The organism is Kitasatospora sp. NPDC057518 (assembly GCF_042802075.1).
Taxonomy (GTDB): domain Bacteria; phylum Actinomycetota; class Actinomycetes; order Streptomycetales; family Streptomycetaceae; genus Kitasatospora.
On record NZ_JBHVEU010000021.1, the window covers coordinates 18,385 to 37,075 of the forward strand.

17 protein-coding genes are annotated in these 18,691 nt (G+C 73.0%); 6 read left to right on the forward strand and 11 right to left on the reverse strand.

The window, feature by feature from the left end:
* Window positions 1–21: 21 nt before the first annotated feature.
* The 4 genes from aceE to ACFU7Z_RS03995 form a co-directional block, all read right to left on the reverse strand.
* A complete protein-coding gene (gene aceE, locus ACFU7Z_RS03980) occupies window positions 22–2,787 on the reverse strand; it encodes a pyruvate dehydrogenase (acetyl-transferring), homodimeric type (RefSeq protein WP_380775777.1) in 2,766 nt (921 codons plus the stop codon).
* A gap of 154 nt (window positions 2,788–2,941) precedes the next feature.
* The gene (locus tag ACFU7Z_RS03985) at window positions 2,942–3,607 is read right to left on the reverse strand and encodes a GntR family transcriptional regulator (RefSeq protein WP_049652728.1); all 666 of its coding nucleotides are present in this window, start codon (window positions 3,605–3,607) and stop codon (window positions 2,942–2,944) included.
* A gap of 44 nt (window positions 3,608–3,651) precedes the next feature.
* A complete protein-coding gene (locus tag ACFU7Z_RS03990; RefSeq protein ID WP_380775780.1) occupies window positions 3,652–4,734 on the reverse strand; it encodes an enoyl-CoA hydratase/isomerase family protein in 1,083 nt (360 codons plus the stop codon).
* A 148-nt stretch (window positions 4,735–4,882) separates the two neighbouring features.
* Window positions 4,883–5,536 (reverse strand): TetR/AcrR family transcriptional regulator, encoded by a 654-nt coding sequence (locus ACFU7Z_RS03995; RefSeq protein WP_049659275.1) that lies wholly within the window; start codon window positions 5,534–5,536, stop codon window positions 4,883–4,885.
* A gap of 101 nt (window positions 5,537–5,637) precedes the next feature.
* Between ACFU7Z_RS03995 and ACFU7Z_RS04000 the strand changes: the two genes are divergently transcribed.
* The gene (locus tag ACFU7Z_RS04000) at window positions 5,638–6,408 is read left to right on the forward strand and encodes an SDR family oxidoreductase (protein ID WP_380775783.1); all 771 of its coding nucleotides are present in this window, start codon (window positions 5,638–5,640) and stop codon (window positions 6,406–6,408) included.
* A 97-nt stretch (window positions 6,409–6,505) separates the two neighbouring features.
* Here the strand turns inward: ACFU7Z_RS04000 and fahA are convergent, their stop codons facing one another.
* From fahA to ACFU7Z_RS04025, 5 genes are all read right to left on the reverse strand, one after another.
* A complete protein-coding gene (fahA, locus tag ACFU7Z_RS04005) occupies window positions 6,506–7,729 on the reverse strand; it encodes a fumarylacetoacetase (protein WP_380775786.1) in 1,224 nt (407 codons plus the stop codon).
* Window positions 7,726–8,637 (reverse strand): hypothetical protein, encoded by a 912-nt coding sequence (locus tag ACFU7Z_RS04010; protein WP_380775788.1) that lies wholly within the window; start codon window positions 8,635–8,637, stop codon window positions 7,726–7,728. Before ACFU7Z_RS04010 ends, fahA begins: the two co-directional genes overlap by 4 nt.
* On the reverse strand, window positions 8,634–9,836 hold the full coding sequence (locus ACFU7Z_RS04015) for a homogentisate 1,2-dioxygenase (protein WP_049659946.1): 1,203 nt from the start codon (window positions 9,834–9,836) through the stop codon (window positions 8,634–8,636). The genes ACFU7Z_RS04010 and ACFU7Z_RS04015 overlap by 4 nt, the downstream gene beginning before the upstream one ends.
* Before the next feature lie 140 nt (window positions 9,837–9,976).
* On the reverse strand, window positions 9,977–11,191 hold the full coding sequence (hppD, locus tag ACFU7Z_RS04020) for a 4-hydroxyphenylpyruvate dioxygenase (protein ID WP_049659944.1): 1,215 nt from the start codon (window positions 11,189–11,191) through the stop codon (window positions 9,977–9,979).
* Between the two features lie 229 nt (window positions 11,192–11,420).
* The gene (locus ACFU7Z_RS04025) at window positions 11,421–12,785 is read right to left on the reverse strand and encodes a phosphoribosyltransferase family protein (RefSeq protein WP_380775790.1); all 1,365 of its coding nucleotides are present in this window, start codon (window positions 12,783–12,785) and stop codon (window positions 11,421–11,423) included.
* A 343-nt stretch (window positions 12,786–13,128) separates the two neighbouring features.
* Here ACFU7Z_RS04025 and ACFU7Z_RS04030 point away from each other — a divergent pair, with 343 nt between their 5' ends.
* From ACFU7Z_RS04030 to ACFU7Z_RS04045, 4 genes are all read left to right on the forward strand, one after another.
* Complete coding sequence (locus ACFU7Z_RS04030; protein ID WP_074004209.1) at window positions 13,129–13,533, forward strand: hypothetical protein; 405 nt, start codon at window positions 13,129–13,131, stop codon at window positions 13,531–13,533.
* Window positions 13,530–13,940, forward strand: coding sequence for a hypothetical protein (locus tag ACFU7Z_RS04035; protein ID WP_074004210.1), 411 nt, complete (start codon window positions 13,530–13,532; stop codon window positions 13,938–13,940). Before ACFU7Z_RS04030 ends, ACFU7Z_RS04035 begins: the two co-directional genes overlap by 4 nt.
* Before the next feature lie 46 nt (window positions 13,941–13,986).
* Window positions 13,987–14,652, forward strand: a complete 666-nt coding sequence (locus ACFU7Z_RS04040; RefSeq protein WP_074004211.1) for a hypothetical protein — start codon at window positions 13,987–13,989, stop codon at window positions 14,650–14,652.
* Between the two features lie 201 nt (window positions 14,653–14,853).
* Entirely contained in the window at window positions 14,854–15,564 is a 711-nt protein-coding gene (locus ACFU7Z_RS04045; RefSeq protein WP_380775793.1) for a response regulator, read from the forward strand.
* A gap of 65 nt (window positions 15,565–15,629) precedes the next feature.
* Here ACFU7Z_RS04045 and ACFU7Z_RS04050 read toward each other — a convergent pair whose 3' ends face one another.
* Together ACFU7Z_RS04050 and ACFU7Z_RS04055 are read right to left on the reverse strand one after the other, a co-directional pair.
* Window positions 15,630–17,345, reverse strand: a complete 1,716-nt coding sequence (locus ACFU7Z_RS04050; RefSeq protein ID WP_380737501.1) for an acyl-CoA dehydrogenase family protein — start codon at window positions 17,343–17,345, stop codon at window positions 15,630–15,632.
* A gap of 98 nt (window positions 17,346–17,443) precedes the next feature.
* Window positions 17,444–17,992: a PadR family transcriptional regulator gene (locus ACFU7Z_RS04055; protein WP_074004213.1), complete on the reverse strand. Its 549-nt coding sequence runs from the start codon at window positions 17,990–17,992 to the stop codon at window positions 17,444–17,446.
* 185 nt (window positions 17,993–18,177) lie between these two features.
* On the opposite strand from ACFU7Z_RS04055, the gene ACFU7Z_RS04060 reads away from it, so the two are divergent.
* Window positions 18,178–18,651, forward strand: coding sequence for an SPW repeat protein (locus ACFU7Z_RS04060; RefSeq protein WP_310593178.1), 474 nt, complete (start codon window positions 18,178–18,180; stop codon window positions 18,649–18,651).
* The last annotated feature ends 40 nt before the right edge of the window (window positions 18,652–18,691 follow it).

The following is an 18,691-nucleotide window of genomic DNA, read 5'->3' on the forward strand; positions in this document are numbered from 1 at the left end:
GCCGGACGGACGCCGGGCCGGTCAGAAGCGGACGCCGTAGCGCTCCGCCGCCTGCCGTACGGTCTCCGCCTTCACCTCGCCCCGGCGGGCCAGCGCGGCCAGCGCCGCGACCGTCACCGACTCGGCGTCCACCCCGAAGTGCCGCCGCGCCGCCGCCCGGCTGTCCGAGAGGCCGAAGCCGTCGGTGCCCAGCGAGGTCCAGTCCTGCTCCACCCACGGGCGGATCTGGTCCGGCACCGCGCGCATCCAGTCGCTGACCGCCAGCACCGGCCCGGGCGCTCCGGCCAGCGCCCTGGTCACGTACGGGACGCGGGCCGCCGCGCCGGTACCGGCCGCGGCCTGCGCCAGGTTGGCCGCGTCGCAGTCCAGCGCCTCGCGGCGCAGCTCCGTCCAGGAGGGTGCGGACCAGACGTCGGCCGCCACGCCCCACTCCTCGCCGAGCAGCCGCTGCGCCGTCAGGGCCCACTGCACGGCGGTGCCGGAGGCGAGCAGTTGGAGCCGCGGCGGGTCGGCGGGCAGGTCGACGGCCGGGGTGGCGGACGACGCGGCGGCGTCCGCCGTGCGGTAGCGGTAGAGGCCGCGCAGGATGCTGTCCACGACCTCCTCGCCGTCCGGGAGCGCGGGCTGCACCAGCGGCTCGTTGTAGACGGTGAGGTAGTAGAACACGTCCTCGCCGTGGGGGTGTTGCTCGCTGCCGCCGTACATCCGGCGCAGGCCCTCGCGGACGATCACGGCCACCTCGTAGCCGAACGCCGGGTCGTAGGAGAGCGCGGCCGGGTTGGTGGAGGCGATCAACTGGGAGTGGCCGTCGGCGTGTTGGAGGCCCTCGCCGGTCATGGTGGTGCGGCCGGCGGTGGCGCCGACCAGGAAGCCGCGGCCCAACTGGTCGGCCATCGCCCACATCTGGTCGGCGGTGCGCTGCCAGCCGAACATCGAGTAGAAGATGTAGAACGGGACGACCGGCTCGCCGTGGGTCGCGTACGAGGTCGCGGCGGCGGTCAGCGAGGCCATTGAACCGGCTTCGGTGATGCCCTCGTTGAGGATCTGGCCGGTCGTCGACTCCTTGTAGTGGAGCAGCTGGTCGCGGTCGACCGGGTCGTAGGTCTGCCCGAGCGGGGAGTAGATCCCGGCGGTCGGGAAGAGCGACTCCATGCCGAAGGTGCGCGCCTCGTCCGGGACGATCGGCACCCAGCGGTGGCCGGTCGCCTTGTCCCGCAGCAGGTCCTTGACCAGCCGGACGAAGGCCATGGTGGTGGCGATCTCCTGGTTGCCGGAGCCCTTGAACAGCGTCTCGAAGGGCTTCGCGGGCGGGGCCGGCAGCGGGGTGAAGCGCACCCGGCGGGCGGGCGCCGGCCCGCCCAGTGCGGCGCGGCGCTCGCGCAGGTAGCGGGCCTCCGGCGAGTCCGGGCCGGGGTGCGCGTACGGGGGCAGCGGGTCGTTCAACGCGGCGTCCGGAATGGGGAGTTCGAGCAGGTCGCGCATGGCCCGGAACTCGGCTCCGGAGAGCTTCTTCATCTGGTGGTTGGCGTTGCGGGACTCGAAGCCGGGGCCGAGCGTCCAGCCCTTGACGGTCTGCACCAGCACCACGGTGGGCGCGCCCCGGTGTTCCAGCGCCGCGCGGTAGGCCGCGTACACCTTGCGCGGCTCGTGGCCGCCCCGGGAGGTGGCGACCGTCTCGATCAGCCGCCGGTCGTCCACGGTGTCGGCGAGCGCCCGCAGTTCGGGCGAGCTGTGGAAGAGGTGCTCGCGGACGTACCCGGCGTCCGAGGCGGCGTAGGTCTGGAACTGTCCGTCCGGCACCTCGCCGAGCCGGCGGACCAGTGCGCCCGTGGTGTCGCGGGCCAGCAGCTCGTCCCAGGCCTCGCCCCACAGCGACTTGACCACGTTCCAGCCGGCCGCGCGGAAGCGGCGTTCCAGCTCCTGCACGATCTTGCCGTTGCCGCGCACCGGCCCGTCCAGGCGCTGCAGGTTGCAGTTGACGACGAAGGTGAGGTTGTCCAGGCCCTCCCGGGCGGCCAGCGCGAGCGCGGCGGTGGACTCGGGCTCGTCCATCTCTCCGTCGCCGAGGAAGGCCCACACGTGCGAGCCGGAGGTGTCCTTGATACCGCGCGCGGTCAGGTAGCGGTTGAACCGGGCCTGGTGGATCGCGGAGAGCGGCCCGAGGCCCATCGAGACGGTCGGGAACTCCCAGAACCAGGGCAGTCGGCGCGGGTGCGGGTAGGAGGGCAGGCCGTCGCCGCCGGCCTCCTGGCGGAAGCGGTCCAGCTGGGCCTCGGAGACCCGGCCCTCCAGGAACGCGCGGGCGTAGACGCCGGGGGCGGCGTGGCCCTGCACGTACAGCTGGTCGCCGGAGCCGTCGGCCTCCTTGCCGCGGAAGAAGTGCTGGAAGCCGACCTCGTACAGCCAGGCGGCGGAGGCGTAGGTGGCCATGTGCCCGCCCAGGCCGCCGCGGTGGTTGCCCCTGGTCACCATGGCGGCGGCGTTCCAGCGGTTCCAGGCGGTGATCCGGCGCTCCATCTCCTCGTCGCCGGGGAACTCCGGTTCGGCGGCGGTGGGGATGGTGTTGACGTACGGGGTGTCCAGCAGCGGAGGGACGTCGAGCCGCTGCAGCTCGGCGTGCTCGACGAGGCGGCGCAGCAGGTGGGCGGCGCGGTTCGGTCCGCCGAAGTCGCGGGCGGCGTCGAGGGACGCGCGCCACTCCGCGATCTCCTCGGGGTCGTGGTCGGGAAGCTGGTCGAGCTGGGACACGGGTGGTTCCCCTTTACCGGTGCGCTTCAGGGTGCTCATTCCAGGATGCGGAATAGCATTTCTCTCCATGGAACTATTTGGACGGTAGAGAGTGATCGGGCGGCCCGTCAACCGCTACTGGTGGGTAGTTTGAGAGATGATCGATCATCTCTATACGAACTTTATGCGGAAGGGCAACCCCGGCCCGAGCGGCTCAGTCGGAGTGCCGGGCGTACTCCAGGACGTGCTCGGCCAGCAGCCGGCCGACCGCCGGGTCCTGCCGCCGGAAGGCCTCGATCAGCGGCCGGTGGTCGGCGGCGTTCTCGTGCAGTTCCGGCCGGACCCGGTGCAGCGACAGCACCGTCCACACCTCGACCCCGAGGCCCTCCCAGGCCCGCAGCAGCGTCCCGTTGCCGGAGGCGGCGACGATCTCGCGGTGGAAGGCCACCCCGTGCCGGGCCTGGCCGAGGGCGTCGCCCGCCGCCGCGGCCGCCGCCATCCGCTCGGCGTGCCGCTCCAGTGCGGTGGTGTCCCCGGCCAGCCGGACCACCGCCGACTCGGCGGCCAGCCGCTCCAGCGCGGCCCGCACCTGGTAGACCTCGCGCAGCTCGGCCGGTCCGATCTCGCGCACCCGCACGCCCCGGTTGGGCTCGGCGTCGAGCAGCCCGAGGGTCTGGAGCGCGCGCAGCGCCTCGCGGACCGGCGCCTGGCTGACGTTCAACTCGGCGGCCAGGCGCCGCTCGACGATCCGGTCCCCGGGCTGCCAGCGGCCGTTCAGCAGGCCCTCCAGCAGCAGCCCGCGCACCTGCTCGCCCAGCGGCACCCGGGACAGCGGGTCGGTGCCCCCGGCCGGAGTCGGCGGCGGGACCGGGTGGTTCATGGCGGGCTCCAGGTGTGCCGTGAAAGTGGGGAAGGCGGTGGGGCTCAGGCCAGGCCCAGTTCGTCGCCCACGCGCGGGGCGAGGAAGCGGGCGACGTCCGCCTCCGTCACCTCGGCGAGCGTGCCGGGCTTCCACCGGGGGTTGCGGTCCTTGTCGATCACCTGCGCGCGGACGCCCTCGACCATGTCGTGGCCCTCCAGCGCGGCGCAGGAGATCCGGTACTCCTGGTCGAGCACGGCCTCCAGCGAGGGGAGCGTACGGGCGCGGCGCAGCGCGGCCAGGGTGGTCTTCACGGCGGTGGGGGAGTTCGCCAGGACGGCCTCGGCGGCCTCCTTCGCCTCCGGGACACCGGAGTTCAGCAGCCGGTCGACGATCTCCTCGACCGTGTCGGCCGCGTAGCAGGCGTCGATCCAGGGGCGCTGGGCGGCCAGTGCGGCGGGCGGCGCGGGCTCGGCGTGCGCGGCGACGACGGCCGCGACGGCGGAGGCGACGGCGGTGGTGCTGTCGGGCGCCGTGGCGGTGCTCCGGCCCAGGGCGTCGAGCAGGTCCGGGATGCGCCGCGAGGGCACGAAGTGGTCCGCGAACCCGCACAGCAGGGCGTCGCCCGGGCCCATCGAGGCCGCGCTGAGCCCGAGGTGGGTGCCCAACTCGCCCGGGGCGTGGGCGAGCAGCCGACTGCCGCCGACGTCCGGGGCGATCCCGATCCGGGTCTCGGGCATCGCGACGGTGGACCGCTCGGTGACGATCCGCACCGCGCCGTGGGCGGACACGCCGACGCCGCCGCCCATGGTGATGCCGTCCATGACCGCGACGTACGGCTTCGGGTAGCGGGCGATCAGCGCGTTCAGCCGGTACTCGTCGCGGAAGAACGCCCGGGTGCCGGCCCCGCCCGCCTTGGCGTCGTCGTGCATCGCGCGGATGTCGCCGCCCGCGCACAGGCCGCGCTCGCCCGCGCCGGTCAGCACGACGGCGCGTATCCGGTCGTCCGCGGCCCAGTCGTCCAGGGTGGCGCGCAGGGCGGTGACCATGCCGTGGGTCAGCGAGTTGAGCGCCCGGGGGCGGTTCAGCACGAGCCGTCCGACGCCGCCGTCCAGGAACGCCTGGACCTCCGCCACCTCTGCGTTCATCGGGCCCGCTCCCGTTCCTCGGTGATGTCGTCGGCGATGCCGATTCCCGCCGTCCACCGTACCGGGGCGGGCGCCCGTTGTGATCACTCGCCCGGCGATCATGTTTCCGACGGGCGCTCCAGGGGCGCTCCGCGGTGCGCGGGAGGCGCTACGGCCAGGCGCGCAGGGCGAGTTCGGCGGTGCGGGCCAGGTCGGCGGGGGTGGCGCCGTCGCGGGCCTGCTGGGACATGCCCTGGAGGACCGCACCGAAGTAGCCGGCCAGCCCCTTCGGGTCGGCCTCCGGCGGCAGTTCGCCGTCCTGCTGTGCCCGGCGCAGCCGCTCCTCGAAGGTGCGCAGGTTCCCGTTGCGTCGCTCGCGCAGCTGGTCCTGGATGACGGCGTCCTGCGGGGTCACATTGGTGGCGGCGGAGATCACCAGGCAGCCGGCCGGATGCGACGGGTCGGCGTAGACGGCGGCGGCCTCGCGCAGGATGCGGGCGAAGGCGCCGTACGCGGTGGGCTCCTCCGCCAGCGCGACGGCCGCGAACTCGCCGGCGGGGGAGTGGCCGTACTGGCGGACCACCTCCTCGAACAGCGACCGCTTGTCACCGAAGGCCGCGTACAGGCTGCCGGGGCGGATGCCCATGGCGGTGGTGAGGTCGGTGACGGAGGTGGCCTCGTAGCCGTGCTGCCAGAACAGCCGGGTGGCCGCGGCCAGGGCCTCGGCGCGGTCGAAGGCCGGCGGGCGTCCGCGACGGGGAGTGCGCGGCGGGCCGGTGGGCCCGTCCGGGGATGCTGTTGTCGCCGCGTGCGCCTCTGTCATGCGCTGAATTTTAGAGCACTCACTCAAGAAGTGTGTGCTAGCGTATTTTTTGAGCGATCGCTCAAGAAATACGTTGAGTGCAAGCAGGAGGGGGCTCGGACATGGGCGCGGACAGGCTTCAGGGCAAGACGGCACTGGTCACGGGGGGCAGCAGGGGGATCGGCCGGGCCATCGCCCGCCGGCTCGGGCGGGACGGCGCCACCGTCGCCGTCGGCTACGCCCGCGATGCGGTGGCGGCGGAGGAGGTGGTGGCGGGTATCCGGGCGGACGGCGGGCGGGCCTTCGCGCTGCCCGCCGCGCTCGGGCGGCACGGCGATGCCGTCGCGCTGTGGGAGGCCTTCGACGCGCGGATCGGCGAGTACGCGCCGGCCGGGGGCATCGACATCATCGTGAACAACGCCGGGATCGGGCGCAGCTCCGACCTCGCCGACCTGACCGAGGAGGAGTTCGACGAGGTCTTCGCGGTCAACGTCCGCGCACCGTTCTTCATCGTCAAGCACGGGCTGGAGCGACTGCGTGACGGCGGCCGGATCATCAACATCTCCAGCGGCCTGGCCCGGCTCGCCATGCCGGAGATCATGGCCTACGGCGCCACCAAGGGCGCGCTGGACACCTTCTCGCTCAACCTCGCCCAGCAGCTCGGGCCGCGCGGGATCACCGTCAACTCCGTGGCGCCCGGGATCATCGACACCGACCTCAATGCGGAGTTCCTGGGCGATCCGGAGGCGCGGGCCTGGGCGGCCTCGGTCGCCGCGCTCGGCCGGGTCGGGGCGCCGGAGGACATCGCGGACGTCGTCGCCTTCATCGCCTCGGACGACGCGCGGTGGATGACGGGGCGCGTGGTCGACGCCACCGGCGGCTCGCGGCTGTAGGCGGGAGCCGCCGGCGGTGGGGTAACAGATGACAGCTGACAGATGATGAAATCTGTCAGCTGTTATCTGTCATCCGTCATCCGTCGGTCGTGAGCCCTCAGCCCCGCACGCGCCCGGTGACCTCGCCGAACCCGATCACGGCGCCGTCCGGCCCGGGCGCCGTGGCGGTGATGGTCACCTCGTCGCCGTCCTCGAGGAACGTCCGGGTCGTCCCGTCCGGGAGCTTCAGCGGCTCCTCGCCGTTCCAGGTCAGCTCGATCAGCGCGCCCCGGGTGTCCCGCTCCGGCCCGCTGACCGTCCCCGAGGCGAACAGGTCGCCGGTGCGCAGTGAGGCGCCGTTGACCGTCATGTGGGTCAGCTGCTGCTGCGCCGTCCAGTACATGGTGGCGAACGGCGGCCGGGAGACCTGGTGCCCGTTCAGCCGGACCTCCATCGCCAGGTCCAGGCCCCACGGCTCGCCGCCCCGGTCGTCCAGGTACGCCAGCGGCTCGACGTCGCGCTCCGGCGGCGTGACCCGGGCGTGCTCCAGGGCGTCCAGCGGCACGATCCACGGCGAGATGGAGGTCGCGAAGGACTTGCCGAGGAAGGGGCCGAGCGGCACGTACTCCCAGGCCTGGATGTCGCGCGCCGACCAGTCGTTGAGCAGGCAGACGCCGAACACGTGCTCGCGGAAGTCGTCCAGCGCGACCGGCCGGCCCAGCTCCGACGGCGTGCCGACGACGAAGCCGACCTCGGCCTCGATGTCGAGCCGGCGGGACGGCCCGAAGGTCGGCGCGGCGTCGGCGGGCGCCTTGCGCTGCCCGGACGGCCGCACCACCGGCGTGCCGGAGACCACGACCGTGCCCGCCCGCCCGTGGTAACCGATCGGCAGGTGCTTCCAGTTGGGGGTGAGCGGCTCCGAGCCCGGGCGGAAGATCCGGCCCAGGTTGGTGGCGTGGTGCTCGGAGGCGTAGAAGTCGACGTAGTCGGCGACCTCGAACGGCAGGTGCAGCTCCACCTCGTCGGCCGGCAGCAGCGCCGGCGACAGGGCCTCGCGGAAGGACTCGTCGGTGAGCCAGGTGGTGAGGTCCGCCCGCACCCGGCTCCAGACCGGGCGCCCCGCCGCCATCAGCGGGTTGAGCGAGTCCGCGTCCAGCAGCACCGACGGCGCTCCGGCCGCGCGGGCGGCCGCCCCGGCGTCCAGCACGAAGTCCCCGACGCGCACGCCGATCCGGCGCCGCCCGGGCTGGTCGGCGGCGGTGAAGACGCCGTACGGCAGGTTGTGCACGCCGAACGGCGAGTCTTGGGCGCTGGCGAGCCAGCTGCTGGGGGTGGTGCTCAACGGTCCTCCTGGTGCAGTGGACTGGGCGACGACAGCAGGCCGAGCGCGGCCAGGTCACCCAGGGGCTCGGCGATGCTACAGGTGCCGAACGCGGTGAACGAGTTGCGGATCACCACGATCTGACGGTCCGTCAGTGCGCGTGCCGCCTTGGCCAGCACCTCGCCGTCGCGTTCCGCCAGCACCGCCGCGGCTGCGGCCCGGTCGGTCTCCTGCGCGGCCAGCAGCACGTTCAGGAAGCCGTGGTGCTCGAAGCCGGTCTCCGGATCGGTGTGCCGGACGGCGTTGTGCAGCCCGGCCGTGCACTTGTACGGCAGTCCGCGCTGCGCGCAGCCGGTGAGGAAGGCGGCCAGTTCGTCCTCGTCCGGGAAGGCCTCGGCGACCAGCCCGCCGGTGCGGAACTTCGCCCGGTACGGGCTGTCCACCAGCACGTCCAGGACGGCGTCCAGCCCGTCCCCGCGCAGCAGTTCGCGCGGGAGTTCGACGGCGGCGGGGACGTCCGGGGGCAGCAGCCGGTCCAGCGCGGCCACCGCCTCGGCGGCGTCCCGGGTGGCCAGCTCGACGCCGGCCAGCTCGAACGGTGCGGCGGCGGCGAGCGCCGGGGCGAGCTCGATGCTGCCCCCCGGCAGCACCAGCCCGACCTTGAGCGGCCGGTCGCCCGCCACCACCGAGTCGTCCGCCCCCGCGGCGCCCGGAACCGCGCCGGCCGAGACCGCCGCGGCCAGCGCACCCAGTCGGCCGGCCCCGCAGAGGAAGGGCCCGACCGCCTCGGCGTACCAGGCCGCGCGGTGCGCCCGGTGCGCGGGCACCGCCTCGGCGACCGGCAGGTTCCCGGGCGGGAACACCGCCGCGTCGTCGAACAGTCCGCGGAACAGCTCGGGGATCACACCCCCCGAAGGCAGCGCGTTCATCGCCCGGGCCCCCGACCGGCCCAGGTCCAGGCGTAGTTGGCGTCCTCAGTGGCCCGGCCGCCCTCGCCGAGCTCCAGCGGGCGGAAGGTGTCCACCATGACGGCCAGCTCGTCGAAGAACTCCGCGCCGATGCTGCGCTCGTACGCCCCCGGCTGCGGCCCGTGGGTGTGCCCGCCCGGGTGCAGCGAGATCGAGCCCTGGCCGATGCCGGAGCCCTTGCGGGCCGCGTAGTCGCCGCCGCAGTAGAACATGACCTCGTCGCTGTCCACGTTGGCGTGGTAGTACGGCACCGGGATCGCCAGCGGGTGGTAGTCCACCTTGCGCGGGACGAAGTTGCAGATCACGAAGCCGTTGCCCTCGAAGACCTGGTGGGCCGGCGGCGGCTGGTGGATCCGGCCGGTGATCGGCTCGAAGTCCTTGATGTTGAACGCGTACGGGTACAGGCAGCCGTCCCAGCCGACCACGTCGAACGGGTGGTGCGGCACGGTGTAGCGGGTGCCCGCGATCCCGTTCGGGCCGCGATGCTTGACCAGTACGTCGACGTCCCCGGGGGCGTCCACGACCAGCGGGCCGACCGGTCCGCGGAAGTCCCGCTCGCAGTACGGCGCGTGCTCCAGCAGCTGCCCGTACTTGGACAGGTAGCGCTTGACCGGGGTGATGTGGCTGTTCGCCTCGATGCAGTACGCGCGCAGCGGCTCGTCCCCGGCCGGCACCCAACGGTGGGTGGTGGCACGGGGGATGACCACGTAGTCGCCCTGCCCGACCTCGATCGAGCCGAACACCGTCTCGACCGTGCCGGAGCCGGACTCCACGTACACGCACTCGTCGCCGAGCCCGTTGCGGTAGAGCTCGCTCGGGGCCCCGGCGGCGACGTACGAGATCCGCACGTCGCCGTTGCCGAGGACGAGCCGGCGGCTGCCGACGACGTCCGCGGACTTCCAGTCCTGGTCCGCGAACAGCTCGTGCAGCTTGAGATGGCGGGGGAGGAGGGGGTGGTTGGGCACCGTGGACTGGTCCGGCAGCTCCCACGGCACCGCGTTGACCACCGCCGAGGGGATGCCCCGGTGGTAGAGCAGTGAGGAGTCCGAGGAGAACCCCTCCTCGCCCATCAACTCCTCGTAGTACAGCCCGCCTTCGGGGGTGCGGTGCTGGGTGTGCCGCTTGGGCGGGATGCTTCCCAGCTGCCGGTAGTACGCCATCTCCGTGGTCCTCCTCGACCGTTCGGCAGAGATCCGTTCGTCAGAGCCTGCCAGAGCCTGTCAGGGCCCGGACAGACCCTTGTCAGGGTCCGTCCGGGCTTCTACAGAGCTCGTTGGGGCCCGTCAGAGCCCTCGGACGCTCACAGGTTGCCGCGTCGGTCCTGCTCGCGCTCGATGGACTCGAAGAGCGCCTTGAAGTTGCCCTTGCCGAAGCCGAGCGAACCGTGCCGCTCGATGAACTCGTAGAAGACGGTGGGGCGGTCGCCGATCGGCTTGGTGAAGATCTGCAGCAGGTAGCCGTCCTCGTCGCGGTCGACCAGGATGCCGCGCTTCTTCAGCTCCTCGACCGGCACCCGGACCTTGCCGATCCGCGCGCGCAGCTCCGGGTCGTCGTAGTAGGAGTCCGGGGTGGAGAGGAACTCCACGCCGCGCGCCCGCAGCACGTCCACGGTGGTGAGGATGTCGTTGGTGGCGAGCGCCATGTGCTGGCAGCCGGGGCCGGTGTAGAACTCCAGGTACTCGTCGATCTGGGACTTCTTCTTGGCGATGGCCGGCTCGTTGAGCGGGAACTTCACCCGGTGGTTGCCACTGGCGACGACCTTGGACATCAGCGCGGAGTAGTCGGTGGCGATGTCGTCGCCGACGAACTCGGCCATGTTCACGAAGCCCATGACGCGGTTGTAGAACGCCACCCACTCGTCCATCCGGCCCAGTTCGACGTTGCCGACGGCGTGGTCGAGGGCCTGGAAGAGGCGCTTGGGCGAGCCCTCCGGGTGGGTGACCCGGCTCTCCGCGACGACGTAGCCCGGCAGGTACGGGCCGTGGTAGCGGGAGCGGTCGATCAGGGTGTGGCGGGTCTCGCCGTAGGTGGCGATGGCCGCGCGGCGCACGGTGCCGTTCTCGTCCGAGACGTCGTTCGGCTCCTCCAGCACGGTGGCGCCGGTCGCGCGGGCGTGCTCGATGCACTTGTCGACGTCCGGGACCTCCAGGGCGAGGTCGACGACGCCGTCGCCGTGGCGGCGGTGGTGGTCCAGCAGCGGGCTGTCCGGCTGGACGCCGCCCTTGATCACGAAGCGGCAGGAGCCGGAGCGGAGCACGTACGCCTTGCGGTCGCGGCGGCCGGTCTCCGGGCCGGAGTAGGCGACCAGCTCCATGCCGAAGACGACCTGGTAGAACTGCGCCGTCTGGGTGGCGTTGCCGACCACGAAGACGACCGCGTCCTGGGCCGTCACCGGGAAGGGGTCGGCGGCGGCGTCGTGCTCGACGAGGCCGACGAGGCGGCGCAGCTGGTCGGCGTCAAGACCGGCCTCGCGCTCCTCGGGGGTCAACTCAAGGGCGTGGGACTGCGGGGTCATCGCTCGTTCCTCCACTTCGGGCCTCGCCGTCGAGGCTTCCGCTGGATCGCGACCGCACCGAACGGGTGGGCGGTGTGGTTGCGGAGAGCTTGCTCCTGTCGGGGTGGTTGGGCAACAGGTCGGATTTTGACTGCTCAATGTGTACAAGCTGATCAGAAATTCCCGCTGTCAGCTGCGCAAAATGCGCTGCTCACCGGGGGTGAAGCACGAAGTCTGCGCAATGGGACGGTCACGCGCTCCCGGGGCCGACGGGGCGCGGGAGGTGGCGGAGGAACCAGTCCGCGGCCAGCTCGGCGACCCGGTCCAGGGTCCCCGGCTCCTCGAACAGGTGGCTCGCGTGCGGCACCACCGCGAGCCCGGTCTCGCAGCGCAGTCGGCTCCGGGCCCGCCGGTTGAGGTCGAGCACGGTGGGGTCCAGCGACCCGACGACGAGCAGCGTCGGGGCGCGGACCCGGGCCAGGGTGTCGGGCGCGGCGAGGTCCGGGCGGCCGCCCCGGGAGACCACGGCGCGTACCGCCGGGCCCAGTTCGGCGGCGGTGTGCAGAGCGGCCGCGGCGCCGGTGCTGGCACCGAACAGGCCGAGCGGCAGGCCCCGGGTCTCGGGCACGGTGGCGTCCGGGCCGCCCTCCGCCGGGCCCAGCCGCCGGGCGACGGCCGTCAGCCGGCCGCCCAGCAGCGCCACGTCGAACACGTTCCGCCGGTCGGGCTCCTCGGCCTCGGTGAGCAGGTCGAACAGCAGCGTGGCCAGCCCGGTGCGGTTCAGGTACTCGGCGACGTGCCGGTTGCGCGGGCTGTGCCGGCCGCTGCCGCTGCCGTGCGCGAAGACGACGACCCCGCGCGCGCCGACCGGGACGGTCAGCCGGCCCGCGAGGCGGACCCCGGCGACGGGCAGCGGCAGCTCCCGGTCGACCCCGGCGGAGGCCCCGGGTTGGTCGCCGGCGGCGGCCTCGGCCAGCAGCCGCAGCACCTCCTCGTCCTCGGTCTGCGAGAAGTCGGCGTAGAACTCGCCGATCGCGTAGAACGGGGACGGCGTGTCGACGCAGACCAGTTCGTCGGCGACCTCGTCGAGACGCTCGGCCCAGTCCGCGGGCGCGACCGGCACCGCGAGCACCACCCGCGCCGCGCCGCGCTCCCGGACGATCCGGCAGGCCGCCCGGGCGGTGGACCCGGTGGCGATGCCGTCGTCCACCACGACCACCGTCCGTCCGCGCAGGTCGGCGCGCGGCCGGTCACCCCGGTAGCGGCGGGCCCGGCGCGCCAGCTCGGTGCGCTCGCGCCGTTCCACCTCGGCCAGTTGGCCGTCCGTGACCGAGGAGAACCGGATCACCTGCTCGTTCAGCACCCGGACGCCGTCCTCGCCGATCGCCCCCATGCCCAGCTCGGGCTGGTACGGCACGCCGAGCTTGCGGATCACGCAGATGTCCAGCGGTGCGCCGAGCGCCGCGGCGACCTCGGCGGCCACCGGCACGCCGCCCCTCGGCAGCGCCACGATCACGGTGTCGGGGCCGGCCAGGTGCCCGAGCCGGGCGGCCAGCCGACGGCCCGCCTCGGTGCGGTCGGCGAAGCGGGTGAAGTGGGTTCCGGTGACGTGCATGACACGGCCTCCGGTTCCACCGTACGTCGTTCCGGGCGGCTCGGGGCGGTCGCGGACGGGGGCTCCCGGGGTGCGCGCGGACGGGGTTCCCTGGGTGCGTGCGGAGGGCGGTGCGCGGGATCGGGAGCCGCGACCGGACCGGGGGCGCGACCGGGACGCGACCAGGGCGGGACCCTGGCGCGACCGGAGCGGGATCCGGCCGGGACGGGGCCGGGATCCCGGATGGGAGCGGGCTGGGAGCCGGACGGGACGACACCCCCGTGTGGTCGGGACAACGGGCGGCGCACGGTGGATCACAGAGGCGGACCGCAGCGCCCGCCCGCGACCGGAAGGAGCGCCCGTCATGTCGGGCACCGTGATCACCGACCTGCGCCGCCGAGGCGCCGTCGACCCCGGCCGCCTGCTCGCCGGACCGCTGCGCGGCGTCGGCCTGCAACGGCTCGACCCGGGCCGGCGCACCGAGGTGGCCGCCGACGGCGTCGAGCACGCGCTCTACGTCACCGCCGGCTCCGGTCTCGCCGAACTGCCCGAGGGCGCCGTGCACCCGAACCAGCCGAACCAGCCGGACCACCAGGACCGCCAGGACCATCCGGAGCGTGCCGAGGCCGGCCTGCCGCTGGTCGAGGGCACCGCGATCGTGCTGCCGCTCGGCTCGCGGACCGTGCTGGCCGCCGGCACGGCAGGACTGGAGTACTTCCACGCCGTCCTCGCCGTCCCGCCCTCCTCCGAAGAAGGTGACCCCAGGTGATCGTCACCACCGACACCGGCGCGGCCATGGTCGTCATCGGCCCGAACGGCGAGCGGGTACGGATCCGCTCCCTCGCCCGGCGCCCGATGCTCGCCAGCGCCTGCGAGACCTTCGACCACCTGCGGCTGAGCCCCGGCGCCCACCACGTGCTCGCGGGCCGGCCCGACACCGAGACCGTCCTGCACGTGCTGCGCGGAGCCGCCGTCGTCGGGCAACTCTCCGACGAGACCGATCACTTGGCCTCCGTGGGGGACCTGCTGATGGCCCACCGCGGCCGCACGCTGCACCTCGAAGCCGGACCGCTCGGCGCGGAACTGCTCTGCCTGACCCTCGCCGTCCCCCGGCACACCGCCGGCGCCCGGGCCGCCCCGGCGCGCCGCCGCGCCACCCGCCGCGACCGGCCCTGACCGGCCCCGACGGGTCCTGCCAGTCCTCGATCCGAGGAGACCCCTCGTGATACTCGTCCCCGCTGCCGTCCCCCGCACCGCACCCGCGTTCCAGCGGCTGATCGACCCCGAGCAGCGGCCGGCCGTCCGCGCCGGACTCACCGTCGAGGCGCTGCCGCCGGGCGTCCGGGTCGAGCAACTCCCTTACGAATCCGTCGAATCGGTGACCGTGGTGCTCTCCGGTCGGCTGCTCGCGGGCGGCCGGATCCTCTCCCCGGGCGAGGTGCTGCACCACCGGCCCGGCACCTCCTACCGGCTCACCGCCGTCCGCGGCGCGCCGACCGCCGTGCTCACCGTCCGTCCCACCCCGCCCCGGGCCGTCATCCCGGCCCAGCGGTCGGGCTCCGCACCCGCCCCGAGCTGGCGGCAGGTGGAGGTGGGCACCGTACGGCTCGACCCGGTCGGTGTCTGCGGACCGTACGCGGACCGGGCCGCCGACGCCTTCCTGGTGGTCCTCTCCGGAGCCTCCTCCTTCCTCGGCGAGCTCGGTGAAGTGCCGCTGCTCCCCGGCGACTTGGTCTACGTCCGGGCGGGGGAGCGGTACGGCCTCCGGGCCGGCCGCCGCGGACCGGTCACCGCCGTCCTGGGCCGCGTCGGGACCCCCGGCGCCGCCCTGGGGCCGGAGTGGGACAGCAGGCCCATGCGCTCGGGGCAGGCCGATCCGCAGGGGTGAGGGCGCGAGGCCGGGAGGCCGCGGTGAGATGACAGTCGACAGCTGACAGAGTTCAAAATCTGTCAGCTGTCGACTGTCATCTGTTATCCGTCCGCCGCCCGTCCATCGCCGTCGGGTGCGGCGGGCGCCGGGCCGACACGCGGAGGGCTTCACGCGCACGTCACGGAAAGTCACGTGATCGCCGCTGATAGTGTCGGCCGGGTGGATGAAGAACAGCCGGTGGAACCCGCGGACCCGGCCGGAGAGCCGCCCGTCCGTGTACTGATCGTCGACGACCACCCCCTGTTCCGGGAGGGGCTCAAGGCGGCACTGGAGAGCGCCGAGGGTGTCCTCGTGGTCGCCGAGGCGGAGCGGGTCGCCGACGTTCCGGGGGCGGTCGCCCGGCACCACCCCGACGTGGTGATCATGGACCTCTCGCTGCCCGACGGCTCAGGACTGGAGGCTGTCCGACAGCTCGCCACCCGGGAGGCGCCGCCGCCGGTGCTGATGCTGACCATGTCGGACGACGACGGCAATCTGCTCGCCGCCCTCCAGGCGGGCGCGCGCGGTTACCTGGTCAAGGGGGCCGGGCGGGAGGAGGTGCTGCACGCGGTGCGGACGGTGGCGACGGGCGGCGCGGTGTTCGGCGGCGAGGTGGCCGGGCGGATCACCGCCCTGCTGGCCGGGGCGAAGATGCGGGAGGCGGGGCAGCTCTTCCCCGAACTCACCGCCCGCGAGGCCGAGGTACTGGGCCTGGTCGCGCGCGGGCTGGACAACCGACGGATCGCCCGGGAGCTGGTGGTCGCGGAGAAGACCGTCCGCAACCACATCACCCACATCTTCGAGAAGCTGCACGTCGCCACGCGCGCCGAGGCGGTCGCCCGGGCCCGTGACATGGGCCTCGGCGACGGCCGGACCTCCCCGGAGCGGTGAACCGGAGCGATGAACCGAGGGTGCCGGCCCGCCGACCGGCACCCCCGGAGTCCTGCCGCTCCGCCCTACGGCCGCATCTCGTACGCGCCGGAGAGCGCCTCGACCCGCTCCCACACCCGCGCGTCCCGCGCCGGGTCGGCGACCGGGCGGCGCACGTTCGTCAGCGCCCAGGCGGCCTGCTCCTCGGTGGCCGAGGCCTTGCCGTGCAGCTCGGTGGCGTGCGCGGAGAAGTCGCGGACCAGCGCGTCGAAGATCCGGTCCAGCACGTCGCCGCCGTCCTCGGAGGCGGTCAGGCCGGTCAACTCGGCCTGCTCCAGCACCAGCTGGCCGTAGACGATCAGCGCGAACAGCTGGCCGATCTCCAGCAGGAAGTCCAGGTCCGCCTGCTGCTCCTTGCTCGGCGCGTTCTCGAGCAGCAGCGCGCAGAAGCCGTCGGCCTGCTCGCGGAAGCGGGCGACGTTGGGCAGCGCGGCGTGGCGGTCGTAGGCGGCGCGCCAGTCGTGGAAGCGGATCGCGCCGAGGCCGCGGGCCGGGCCCTGCCGGAACAGGAAGTCGTCGTCGGCGGCGTCCAGGCGGCTCGGCACCGGGGCGTAGTCGGCCGGGGCGAACAGGTAGTTGCCCATGAACTTGAGGATCAGCGCCAGGTTGACGTGGACGGTGCCCTCCAGCTTCGGCAGGCCGCGGATGTCCTTCGCGGCCTTGTCGAAGTAGGTGTCCGCCTCGAAGCCCTTGGCGGCGATGACGTCCCACATCAGGTCGATGACCTTCTCGCCCTCGGTGGTGACCTTCATCTTGGTCATCGGGTTGAACAGCAGGTAGCGGCGGTCCTCGGGGGAGGCGGTGCGGAAGTAGTCCACGGCCCGCGCGCTGAACAGCTTCATCGCCACCAGGCGGACGTAGGCGTCGGTCAGCTCCCGCTTGACGTGCGGGAAGTCGGTGACCCGCTTGCCGTACAGCACTCGGCTGTGGGCGTGCGTGACGGCCTCGTACATCGCGTGCTCGCAGATGCCGATCGAGGCGGTGCAGAGGTTGAACTTGCCGACGTTGACGGTGTTGAGCGCGGCGTCGAAGGCGGCCTGGCCGGTGTGCAGCACGTCCTCGGCGCGCACCGGGTAGTCCTCCAGGCGGAACTCGCTGACGTACATCTGCGCGTTCACCACGTTCTTGACCAGGTGGTACGCGTCGTGGCGGCTGTCGGCGGCGAAGAAGACGTAGCCCTCCGGGCCCTCGACGTCCGAGCGGCGGCCGAACACCGAGACCAGGCCGGCCACGTTGCCGTTGCCGATGTAGTACTTGGAGCCGGTCGCGGTGAAGCCGCCCTCGCCGTCCGGGGTGAGGATCATGTCGGTGGAGTAGATGTCCGCGCCGTGGGTGCGCTCGGAGAGGCCGAAGGCCATCACGTGGCCCTCGGCCAGCAGCTTGGCGGCGCGGGCGCGGACGGCCTCGTTCCCGCTCTGCCAGACCGGGCCCAGGCCCAGGATGGTGACCTGCCAGGTGTACCAGTAGCCGAGGCCGTAGAAGCCGAGGATCTCGTTCAGCTCGGCGATGCGGGCGGTGTCCCAGCGCTTGTCGGGGTCGGCCGAGGCGGGGGTCAGGAACTCCGCGAACAGGCCCTCCTTCGCGGCGAAGTCCAGGAAGTCGGCGTACCAGCTGCGGTCGATGTAGGTGTCGATCAGCGCCTTCTTGCCGCGGGACTCGAACCAGTCCACCGTCGCGCGCAGCAGCCGGCGGGTCGGCTCGTCGAACTGTGCGGGGTCGTAGTTGCGCGGGTTGAAGAGCATCGAGGGGCTCCCGGGGGTCGAGGGTGTGAGGAGGGGCGGGTGGCAGGGTTCGGCGGTCGCCTGACATCCGTCAGTCGTCGGCTGTCCGCCGTCCGCCGTCAGCCGGCGGAGGAGAGGCGGCGCAGGGTGGCGAGCACGTCGTCGAGCCAGGCGAGGGTCATCCGCTCGTACTCGATGCCGCCGCGCAGCACCACGTGCTGCAGCTGCTGCCCGGCGTCGAGCGCGGTGGCGTCGGGGAAGTCCCGCTGCTCGCCGTGCAGGTAGCGGGCGAGCAGGGCGGCATGGCCCTCGCGGTGCCGTTCGACCTCGGAGATCAGTGCGGCCGGGTCGTCGAAGGCGGCGGCCCGGATCTTGACCGCGAGCTCGTGCCGGACGGTCTCCGGTTCGACCGGTTCGCGCAGCCAGCCGGCCAGCGCGGCCCGTCCGGCCTCGGCCGCCGAGTAGACCTTCTTGTCCGGGCGTCCGTCCTGGCTGACCTCCTGCGCGGCCACCCAGCCGTCCGCCTCCATCCGCCGCAGCACCCGGTAGATCTGCTGGTGGGTGGCGGTCCAGAAGCGCCCGATCGAGCGGTCGAAGCGCCGGGCCAGCTCGTAGCCGGAGCCGGGCTGCTCCAGCAGTGAGACGAGGATCGCGTGCTCCAGTGCCATGGCCCGCATCCTGCTATGCAACGAGTTGCATAGGCAATGGCGACCCGGACGGTTGAGACGCAGGTCACCGGCGTGATCCGATGGTTATCGGTTATTCCGGACTATTGGGTGCAAATCGTTGGATAAGAGCCAGAATGGGTACGGGGCAAGCGCCTTACCGGTTCCGACCACAGGAGGTGGTATCGGTGGCAACCCATATCCCGACGACGGGCATGGAGCACCATCCGGACATCGTCGAACTGCGCGAACGCTACGAGCGGGTCACCTCGACCCCCCGCGCTCAGGGCATCGAGGCCCTGGCCGTCCTGGCCGGCCTCTTCCTGGCGGCATCGCCGTGGATCGTCGGCTTCACCGCGTACAACACCCTGACCGTGACCTGCCTGATCGTCGGGCTGGCCTACACGGCTCTGATGGCCGGCTACGGGTCGGCCTACGAACGCACCCACGCGCGGGCCTGGGCGGCCGCCGCGCTCGGTGCCTGGACGATCATCTCCCCGTGGGTCGTCTCCGGGTCCGTCGCGCACGGCAAGAACATCGTGACCTGCGTCATCGTGGGCGCCGTGATGTTCCTGCTCGGCCTCGCGGCGATCTCGATGGCGACCATGACGTCGAACGGAGCATCGATGCGGCGCGGCCGGGCCGGTCGCGCCAAGGGCTGATCTTCCCCGCAGCCCGTGACCGGGGCGCGGAGGGCGCAAC

Bases quoted from the DNA above. Each gene is read 5' to 3' on its own strand.
- aceE (WP_380775777.1), bottom strand. From the start codon at position 2,787: ATGAGCACCCTGAAGCGCACCGGTAAAGGGGAACCACCCGTGTCCCAG.
- ACFU7Z_RS03985 (WP_049652728.1), bottom strand. From the start codon at position 3,607: ATGAACCACCCGGTCCCGCCGCCGACTCCGGCCGGGGGCACCGACCCG.
- ACFU7Z_RS03990 (WP_380775780.1), bottom strand. From the start codon at position 4,734: ATGAACGCAGAGGTGGCGGAGGTCCAGGCGTTCCTGGACGGCGGCGTC.
- ACFU7Z_RS03995 (WP_049659275.1), bottom strand. From the start codon at position 5,536: ATGACAGAGGCGCACGCGGCGACAACAGCATCCCCGGACGGGCCCACC.
- ACFU7Z_RS04000 (WP_380775783.1), top strand. From the start codon at position 5,638: ATGGGCGCGGACAGGCTTCAGGGCAAGACGGCACTGGTCACGGGGGGC.
- ACFU7Z_RS04010 (WP_380775788.1), bottom strand. From the start codon at position 8,637: ATGAACGCGCTGCCTTCGGGGGGTGTGATCCCCGAGCTGTTCCGCGGA.
- ACFU7Z_RS04015 (WP_049659946.1), bottom strand. From the start codon at position 9,836: ATGGCGTACTACCGGCAGCTGGGAAGCATCCCGCCCAAGCGGCACACC.
- hppD (WP_049659944.1), bottom strand. From the start codon at position 11,191: ATGACCCCGCAGTCCCACGCCCTTGAGTTGACCCCCGAGGAGCGCGAG.
- ACFU7Z_RS04025 (WP_380775790.1), bottom strand. From the start codon at position 12,785: ATGCACGTCACCGGAACCCACTTCACCCGCTTCGCCGACCGCACCGAG.
- ACFU7Z_RS04030 (WP_074004209.1), top strand. From the start codon at position 13,129: ATGTCGGGCACCGTGATCACCGACCTGCGCCGCCGAGGCGCCGTCGAC.
- ACFU7Z_RS04050 (WP_380737501.1), bottom strand. From the start codon at position 17,345: ATGCTCTTCAACCCGCGCAACTACGACCCCGCACAGTTCGACGAGCCG.
- ACFU7Z_RS04055 (WP_074004213.1), bottom strand. From the start codon at position 17,992: ATGGCACTGGAGCACGCGATCCTCGTCTCACTGCTGGAGCAGCCCGGC.